This is a genomic window from Pseudonocardia pini (genome assembly GCF_013870575.1).
Taxonomy (GTDB): Bacteria; Actinomycetota; Actinomycetes; order Mycobacteriales; family Pseudonocardiaceae; genus Pseudonocardia; species Pseudonocardia pini.
Window position 1 is genome coordinate 1 of sequence record NZ_JACBXB010000174.1, and the last position, 8,580, is coordinate 8,580.

Consider the following 8,580-nt stretch of genomic DNA (forward strand, 5'->3'; position numbering starts at 1 on the left):
GGCCCATCCCCATCGCGCGGGAGTCCACCACCCGCACCTGCGACGGATCGACCTCCTCCGCCGCCAGCCGCGCGGCGTCCCAGGTCCCGGAGAGCTCGCGGGACAGGTGCACCGACACCACGGCGGGCGCACCCGACTCCAGCAGGGACCGGTACAGCGAGGCGAACGCCTCGGGGGTGGGCCGCGAGGTCTGCACCTCCAGCTTCCGGTCCGCGATCGCGGCGCTGAGCTGGCCGGGGCCGATGTCGACGCCGTCCTTCACGATCCGCGTGCCGAGCCGAACCTCCAGCGGCACCACGCGAACGGTGCCTGCGAGCTCGGCGGGCAGATCGGCCGTCGAGTCGGTCACCACCGCGACGCGGGGAGCGGAGTCGAGCACGTCGGGCACCGTACGGCCCTCCCGGGAGATCACCAAGCGACGCCGAGCGCGGAATCGGACACGTCGGGCAACCTACGGCCCGCGCCGGAGATCACCAAGTGTGCGCAGCTCACCAACCAGCAGGTCGGCCAGGGTCTCCCCCACCCGCCGGTGCGCCTCCCAGCCCCAGTGCATGCCGTCGGGGTTGCCGTGCCCGCCGAGGACGTGGGCGGCGACCAGGGTGCCGGCGTCGAGCAGCCGAACCCCCTGTGCCGCAGCCCATTCCCGGGTGGCGCGCTCGGCCGCGGCCCGTCCCGTGTGGACGCCTCCGTAGACCGACGCCCGGTGCACCGCCGGCAGCATCGCGACGACGGGGATCCCGGGCCGCAGCGCCGTCACCGCCGCCCGGCAGCGCTCCAGGTACTCGACGGTCAGCCGCGGCGGCAGGGCGACCGGCCCACCATCGGGGAGCACCCGCGCCAGCACCGGCTGGGCACGCAGGTACGCCGTGCGCACCCTGCGCCGCAAGGGATCCGGCCGCAGGACGGGGATCAGCTCGCGCACCGCCGTCGGCAGCGGGGAGGGCAAGGTGTCCATCCCGCCCACGCCCAGCACGAGCGCGTCGACGCGAGGCATGGCGGCCCAGACGCGCGGGTCGTGGGTCAGGGCGTGCCAGGCGTGTCGCGCCGTCCACCCGATGCCGGCGACGAGCTCGACGCCGCACGGCCGAACCTTCCCCCGTCGGTGATCGTTGGCCCTCTGGTGGACGACAGTCCGCCCGCAGGCCCGGAGCGACCGTCCGGCCGTCCGATCGGGTCGGAGACGTCCCACGATCGGCGGCACGGATGGATGCGCGAGGCGGTGAACGGTGCGCCGAACGACGCGCCACACCGACGACACGCCGCAGGGCTTGCGCTGAGCGTGATCCGCGCCCGGTCCGATGGCACGGGACGGCGCCTGATGGGGGGAGTGCGCACCTGAGCCTGAGAGGCTCGCGGTAACGTAATTACTCCATTCGGTCTCTAGTCACCCACATGACGAGTGCCACTCGGCGCAAGGGTCTCGAATGGAGGGCACAAAGTCGCCCTGATCGTGTCAAGGTGATCCGGTCACTCGCCGATGCGGAGGGTGACACATCACCCGGCTGCAGGAAGCTGCAGGAAGGAATCGTCGTGACGACGGTACTCATCTGCGACGATCGTCGCAGCGTCCGCGAAGGACTGACCCGCGTGATGTCCGCGGTGCCGGGGGTGCACCGGATCGATTGCGTCGCCCACGGGGACGAGTTGCTGGCCCGGTTCTCCCGGCAGCCGGTCGACGTCGTCCTGGTCGGCACCCAACGTGCGGTGCCCACCGGTGTGGAGGCCACGAGGCGACTCGTGGCGGCCCACCCCCAGGCCAACGTCATCGTGTTCGGCGCCCCCGACGACGCGGGCAGCATCGCCGCCGCGATCGCGGGCGGTGCGCGGGGCTACCTCCGCTGGGACGCCTCGCGCCCCGAGCTGGTGGCCGCCCTCGCCCACACCCTCGCCTCCACCGCGGTGCCCACGCCGCGGACCCCGGCCGACCCGGGCGTGCAGCTGACGGAGCGCGAGCTCCAGGTGCTGCGCGGGATGAGCCAGGGCAAGAGCAACGGGCAGATCGGGCGCGAGCTCTACCTGTCCGAGGACACGGTCAAGACGCACGCGCGCCGGCTGTTCCGCAAGCTCGGTGTCCGAGACCGCGCCCAGGCGGTCGCGCACGGCTTCCGCCGCGGCCTGGTCTCCTGACCGGGACACGGCACCTCGCACGGTCCCGGGCCGTCGGTCCGGGTGGCACGACGCCGCGCCCACGGTCGCGGTGGGCACCGATCAGTGGTGCCGGGGTACGCGAAGAGCACTGAACGCAGGGGGCCCGAGGGCGGCCGACCGGCCGTGGCTGCAGCAGCGCAGCCACGCACGGTCCGCCGTCCGGACGCACCCCCCCACCGTGAGATGCGTCATCTCACCGACATCCGGCCGTCATTGACGGCCCGGCCCGCCGGGGTCCGGCGGGCCCGCCCGCGGCCGTTCCCGCTGCGGACCGTGACGATCCCGGTCCGGCGGCGCGCCCGTGACAGACTCGTGCGGGTGTCCTTTCCTCACCCTCCGCACCGAGGTCACGCCTTCGGTCGACCGCTCGCCGACGAGGGCCGACACATCGGCGTCGTATCTCCCTACGGACCGCAACTGTCGGCCGGTTCAGTCGTCGTGCCCGATGAGAGCGGTTCCCGGACGACATCGGGGCTTCGCTACGGTGGTCGGCACTGAGGTCGATTCAGCACTCTCCGTAGTCGGCCTCACCGAACGGATGAAGACGAACATGCTGCGTAACGCCTGGACGACTCTGCGCGATGAGTGAACCGACAGACGTTCTCGACGAGCTGGTGGCATCTGCCATGGCAGGTGACCGCGGAGCGGTCGAACGTGTACTGGCCACCATCCGGCCCTTGGTCGTGCGCTATTGCCGCGCACGGCTGGGACGGATGGACCGGTCGTCCGTCTCGGCGGACGACGTCGCGCAGGAGGTGTGTCTGGCCGTGCTGACGGCCTTGCCCGGTTACCGCGTACAGGGACGCCCGTTCCTGGCCTTCGTGTACGGCATCGCGTCTCACAAGGTGATCGACGCGCACCGTGCCGCGGGACGCAACCGCTCCGAACCCGTGGCGGACGTGCCGGACTCCCTGGATCACGGGGACGGTCCCGAGCAGCGTGCGCTGCGCGTGGAGCTGTCCGAACAGATGTCGCGCCTGCTCGACCAGCTCCCCGAGAAGCAACGCGAGATCATCGTGCTGAGGGTGGTCGTCGGACTGTCCGCGGAGGAGACGGCGGACGCCGTCGGGTCCACGCCCGGCGCGGTCCGTGTGGCCCAGCACCGGGCACTCGCCCGGTTGCGCAAGAACATGCCCGAGGAGGAGGTGGTCTGAGTGGCTGACCCACGTAACCCCGGTGGCCCCGACCACCCTTTCGGTCGCCCCCGGCCCAACGGTCCGCACAGCGGGCCGAGCAACGGGAACAGCAACGGCAACGGCCGCCACGGCGGTAGGCCGCACGGCGTGCCCAACCGGCCGATCCCGTTCCCCGCGGGTGGCAGGCAGGGCGGCACCCGGCCCGAGCCCGAGGACGAGTTCGCCGACGAGCCGCTCGACCTGGTCGCCGTCCAGGCGGACGACGAGCTGATCAACGCCCTCTCGGCGGGGATGATGGTCTCCTCGCCCGGTCGCGGCGGGTACGACGCGGACGACAAGGTCGTCGCGATGCTGGCCGCCTGGAAGGCGGAGGTCGACGCGGAGCCGATCCCGCAGCTGGTGGACCTCGACACCGCGGTGGCGGCGGTCGAGTCCGGCACCGTGAAGAAGCCCTCGAGCAGGCGCAGGCACCTGATCCCGCTGGCGGGCGCCGCGGCGCTGCTGGTCTTCAGCATCGGCGGCGTCTCCATCGGCGCCCAGAGCGCGAGCCCCGGGGACGCCTTGTTCCCGGTGACGCAGGTGCTCTACAAGGACGCGGCGAACTCCAAGGTCGCGGCGGCCGAGGTTCAGCAGCGGATCCAGCAGGTCAACGCCAAGCTGGCCAGCGGCGACACCGTGGGTGCGCAGCAGGACCTGCAGGCGTTGGCGCCGCTGCTGGAGCAGGTCCGGCCCGAGGAGGGCAAGACCTACCTCGCCGCGGAGCAGACCTTCCTCCAGCAGAAGGTGGTCGAGACCCCGCCCGGCCAGCCCGTGGACCCGCGCGCCCCGCTGCGCAACGGCACCCCGCGGCCGGCCGCGCCGGTGACCGAGGGATCCCAGGACCCCTCGGAGTCCTCGTCGACGAACCCGTCCTCGAGCGACCCGGCCTCGTCGAGCACGTCGGCCCCCGTCGTGCCCGCTCCGGAGAGCGGCGTCACGAACCCGGGACCGGGCCCCGGCCCGGACACGGTGGACCCGCGCACGCTCAAGGGCCCCGGTGGGGGCGAGGCGGGTGGCGACCCGGACCCGTCCACCTCGACGAGCCCGACCACGCCGCCGGTCACCGAGGGTGGGCAGGACCCGACCACCCCGACGTCGACGACGGTCCCGCCGTCCGACACGACCACCACCACCTCGATGGGGGAGACGACCTCGGAGACCACCTCCGCCGAGGCCACGACCACCACGTCCTAGCACGACCCGGATACACGGCGAAGGCCCCCGACCGCATCGATCGGTCGGGGGCCTTCGTCGCTGTGCTCGGTGCTGTGCTCGGTGCTGTGCGGGTCAGTCCTCGCCCAGGGCCGCATCGGCGAAGCCGCGGCAGTACTCCCAGGTCACGTAGTGCGCGGGGTCCGGGTCGAACGCGGGCTCGTGCGGGCGCATCTGCCCCTCGTCCAGCAGCTGCTGCAGGCTCGCCCGCAGCAGGTTCCACTCGTGGAAGTGCTGCTCGCCGCAGTCCGCGCAGTCGACGAGGATGCCGCGGATCCCGCGGTGCTCCAGCAGGGCCTGGTAGACGGCGAGGTCCGCGAGGTCCGCGACGACCTCCTCGCGCTCCTCCTCGGTCAGCTCGTCGTGCTCCTCGGAGGCCCCGCCCTCGTCCAGCGAGAGGGCAGGGTCGTTGGGGTCGCCCGCGAAGGGGTCGGGGGGCAGGCCGTCGAACGCCACGGGACCACGGTACCGCGTCGGTCCCGGTATCCACCGCTCCACCCACAGGCCTGTGGACAACTCACTCGGCTGTGGACAACTCCCGGCCCGAGGCGCCTCCTGTGGTGGGCGACTCCCGGAGCGGTCGTGTCACGAAGATACGATGGACTCCTGTGCGACGCCCGGCTCGCGAGGGTCGGGTGTGAAGCGTCGGTGAAGGGTGCACGACCAGCCATGACGAGCGAGATCAACGGACTGCCGCCGAAGTTCGCGATGCTCGGCCTGACCTTCGACGACGTGCTGCTGCTCCCCGCGGAGTCGGACGTCGTCCCCAGCAGCGTCGACACCTCCACCCAGCTCTCCCGCCGCGTGCGGATCCGGGTGCCGGTCGTGTCGTCGCCGATGGACACGGTCACCGAGGCGCGGATGGCGATCGCGATGGCCCGGGCGGGCGGTCTCGGGGTCCTCCACCGCAACCTGTCCGCGGAGGAGCAGGCGACCCAGGTCGAGGTCGTCAAGCGGTCCGAGGCGGGCATGGTCACCGACCCGGTCACCTGCAGCCCCGACGCCACGCTCGCGGACGTCGACGCGCTGTGCGGGAAGTACCGCATCTCCGGCCTGCCGGTGACCGACGCCGAGGGCAAGCTCGTCGGGATCATCACGAACCGGGACATGCGGTTCGAGGTGGACTTCTCCCGCCCGGTGCACGAGGTGATGACGAAGGCGCCGCTGATCACCGCGCGCGTCGGGGTCACGGCCGAGGCCTCGCTCGGCCTGCTGCGCAGGCACAAGCTGGAGAAGCTCCCGATCATCGACGGGGACGGCGTGCTCCGCGGGCTGATCACGATCAAGGACTTCAACAAGACCGAGAAGTACCCGCTGGCCACCAAGGACCCGGACGGTCGGCTGATCGTCGGCGCCGCCGTGGGCGTGGGGGAGGACGCGTACGCCCGCGCGATGGGCCTGGTCGACGCAGGGGTGGACGTGCTGATGGTCGACACCGCGCACGGGCACTCCCGGCGCGTGCTGGAGACCGTCGCGAAGCTGCGTGCCGAGGTCGGCGAGTCCGTGGACGTCGTCGGCGGGAACGTGGCCACCTTCGCCGGGGCCCAGGCCCTGGTCGAGGCGGGGGCGGACGCGGTGAAGGTCGGCGTCGGGCCGGGCTCGATCTGCACCACCCGCGTGGTCGCGGGGGTCGGCGCGCCGCAGATCACCGCGGTCTACGAGGCCTCGCGGGCCTGCGCGCCCGCGGGCGTCCCGGTGATCGCGGACGGCGGGATCCAGTACTCCGGGGACATCTCGAAGGCGATCGCCGCGGGGGCGTCCACGGTCATGCTCGGCAGCCTCCTCGCGGGCACCCAGGAGTCCCCGGGCGAGCTGATCTTCGTCGGCGGCAAGCAGTACAAGACCTACCGCGGCATGGGCTCGCTCGGTGCGATGCAGTCGCGCGGCACGGCGAAGTCCTACTCCAAGGACCGCTACGCACAGGACGACGTGCTCAGCGAGGACAAGCTGGTCCCCGAGGGCATCGAGGGGCGCATCCCGTTCCGCGGGCCGCTCTCCCAGGTCGTGCACCAGCTCGTCGGCGGGCTGCGGTCCGGGATGGGCTACGCGGGCGCGCAGACGATTCCCGAGCTGCAGCAGGCGCAGCTGGTCCGGATCACCGCGGCGGGCCTCAAGGAGAGCCACCCGCACGACATCACGATGACCGTCGAGGCGCCGAACTACGCCGCCCGTTGATCGGCTGAGGGGCTCGTCTACGCTGGTCACCCGTGCGTGACCTCGTGGAGATCGGGATGGGCCGGGAGGCCCGTCGTGCCTACGACCTGAACCAGGTCGAGATCGTGCCGTCGCGGCGGACGCGGAGCTCCAAGGAGGTCTCCACCGCCTGGCAGCTCGACGCCTACCAGTTCGAGATCCCGCTGCTGACCCACCCGTCGGACGCCGTGGTCTCGCCTGCCACGGCGGTCGCGGTCGGCAAGCTCGGTGGGCTCGCGGTGCTCAACGCGGAGGGCCTGTGGGCCCGCCACGCCGACGCCGAGGCAGCGCTGGCGCGGGTCGTCGCCGCGGCGGCCGCGGAGGACCCGTCCGCCGCGGCGCGCGCGCTGCAGGAGCTGCACGCGGCCCCGATCCAGTCCGACCTGCTCGCCGAGGCGCTGCGGAGCGTCCGCGAGGCGGGGGTCACAGTGGCGGCCCGGGTCAGCCCGCAGCGGGCGCGCGAGCTCACCCCCGCCCTGCTCGCGGCCGGGGTGGAGATCCTCGTCGTGCAGGGCACGATCATCTCCGCCGAGCACGTCTCGCAGGGCGAGCCGCTCAACCTCAAGGACTTCATCAACTCGCTCGACGTGCCGGTGGTCGCGGGCGGCGTCGGTGACTACCGGACCGCGATGCACCTGATGCGCACGGGCGCGGCGGGCGTGATCGTGGGCTACGGCGAGTCCAGCGCCACCACGACCGGCGAGGTCCTCGGGATCGGTGTCCCGATGGCGACCGCGCTCGTCGACGCCGCCGCGGCGCGCCGGGACTATCTCGACGAGACCGGCGGCCGGTACGTCCACGTGATCGCGGACGGCGGGATCAACGCCTCCGGCGACATCGCCAAGGCCATCGCCTGCGGGGCGGACGCGGTGATGCTCGGCGAGCAGCTCGCGGACCACGCCGAGGCCCCGGCCAACGGCCTCTACTGGACCTCCTCCGCGGCCCACCCCTCACTGCCGCGCTCCGACGTCACGGGCTTCGCGCCCACCGACCGCACCCTGGAGCAGGTGCTGTTCGGCCCGTCGAGCTCGCCGTACGGCACGGTCGACCTGTTCGGCGCGCTCCGCCGCGCCATGGCCAAGACCGGCTACTCGGACCTCAAGGAGTTCCAGCGGGTGGGTCTGACGGTCCGCGGCTGAGACCGAGGCGACCGGCCCGGCCCGAGGTGTCCCCGCGCTGATCCTGACGGGCGCTGTCAGGGTTCGGCCCTACGGTCCTCACCATGAGCCTGCACTGGGACGAGTTCGTGAAGACCGCGCCGCACATCGCGGAGGTGTTCCTACGTCGGCACGCCGCCACGGGGAACCTCTGCTTCCTGGGTACCAACCGTTCCGACGGCTTCCCGCGGGTCAGCCCGATGGAGCCGCGCGTCTTCGAGGGCGAGCTGTGGCTGGTCGGGATGCCGGGCACGGCGAAGTTCCGGGACCTCGACGCGGACCCGCGCTTCACGCTGCACACCGCGACCGTGGACACGCAGGTCTCGGACGGGGACGCGAAGGTGTGGGGGACGGTCGAGAACGTGCAGGACCCGGCGCTGCACCAGCGGTTCGCCGAGGACCTCTTCGCACAGACCGGCTTCGACCTGCGCGGTCAGACCTTCGACCGGTTCCTCGGCGCCCGGCTGGTCGGGGCGGCCGCGGTGGAGATCGACGAGGGTCTGGTGATCACGACCTGGAAGGCGGGCGGCGAGGAGAAGCGCACGCTCAAGAACTAGGACTGGGCACGCACAGCACGGGTCGGTCGGACAGCTGCAGCAGCTTGTGGGCCACCGACCCGAGCAGCGCGCCGCGCCACGGGCTGTCCTTCCACGTCCCGACGACGATGACCCGGGCGTCGTGCGCGTCGGCCGCCT

General features: G+C 72.4%; 10 protein-coding genes. 6 read left to right on the top strand and 4 right to left on the bottom strand.

What is annotated here, in order from left to right:
- Both H5J29_RS12630 and octT read right to left on the bottom strand, forming a co-directional pair.
- Positions 1–379, bottom strand: a 379-nt coding sequence (locus tag H5J29_RS12630) for a DegV family protein (RefSeq protein ID WP_181781131.1), incomplete at its 3' end; no start/stop codon positions are given.
- Between the two features lie 72 nt (positions 380–451).
- On the bottom strand, positions 452–1,258 hold the full coding sequence (gene octT / locus H5J29_RS12635) for a diglucosylglycerate octanoyltransferase (protein ID WP_376768524.1): 807 nt from the start codon (positions 1,256–1,258) through the stop codon (positions 452–454).
- A gap of 272 nt (positions 1,259–1,530) precedes the next feature.
- Between octT and H5J29_RS12640 the strand changes: the two genes are divergently transcribed.
- From H5J29_RS12640 to H5J29_RS12650, 3 genes are all read left to right on the top strand, one after another.
- Complete coding sequence (locus H5J29_RS12640; RefSeq protein WP_013677394.1) at positions 1,531–2,127, top strand: response regulator transcription factor; 597 nt, start codon at positions 1,531–1,533, stop codon at positions 2,125–2,127.
- Between the two features lie 602 nt (positions 2,128–2,729).
- Entirely contained in the window at positions 2,730–3,302 is a 573-nt protein-coding gene (locus H5J29_RS12645) for a sigma-70 family RNA polymerase sigma factor (RefSeq protein ID WP_181781133.1), read from the top strand.
- Complete coding sequence (locus tag H5J29_RS12650) at positions 3,303–4,517, top strand: anti-sigma-D factor RsdA (protein WP_181781134.1); 1,215 nt, start codon at positions 3,303–3,305, stop codon at positions 4,515–4,517. It begins immediately after the preceding gene.
- A gap of 93 nt (positions 4,518–4,610) precedes the next feature.
- On the opposite strand, the gene H5J29_RS12655 is transcribed toward H5J29_RS12650, so the two are convergent.
- Positions 4,611–4,991: a DUF5319 domain-containing protein gene (locus tag H5J29_RS12655; RefSeq protein WP_181781135.1), complete on the bottom strand. Its 381-nt coding sequence runs from the start codon at positions 4,989–4,991 to the stop codon at positions 4,611–4,613.
- Between the two features lie 213 nt (positions 4,992–5,204).
- On the opposite strand from H5J29_RS12655, the gene guaB reads away from it, so the two are divergent.
- The 3 genes from guaB to H5J29_RS12670 all read left to right on the top strand — a co-directional run bounded on the left by guaB (position 5,205) and on the right by H5J29_RS12670 (position 8,442).
- Positions 5,205–6,710 carry an IMP dehydrogenase gene (guaB, locus tag H5J29_RS12660; RefSeq protein WP_181781136.1) on the top strand — a complete coding sequence of 502 codons (1,506 nt, stop codon included), beginning with the start codon at positions 5,205–5,207 and terminating at the stop codon, positions 6,708–6,710.
- 32 nt (positions 6,711–6,742) lie between these two features.
- Entirely contained in the window at positions 6,743–7,867 is a 1,125-nt protein-coding gene (locus H5J29_RS12665) for a GuaB3 family IMP dehydrogenase-related protein (protein WP_181781137.1), read from the top strand.
- Between the two features lie 83 nt (positions 7,868–7,950).
- A complete protein-coding gene (locus H5J29_RS12670; protein WP_181781138.1) occupies positions 7,951–8,442 on the top strand; it encodes a pyridoxamine 5'-phosphate oxidase family protein in 492 nt (163 codons plus the stop codon).
- Here the strand turns inward: H5J29_RS12670 and H5J29_RS36540 are convergent.
- The coding region (locus tag H5J29_RS36540; protein ID WP_181781139.1) for a universal stress protein at positions 8,432–8,580 on the bottom strand (149 nt) is incomplete at its 5' end. The two genes, H5J29_RS12670 and H5J29_RS36540, sit on opposite strands and share 11 nt — an antisense overlap.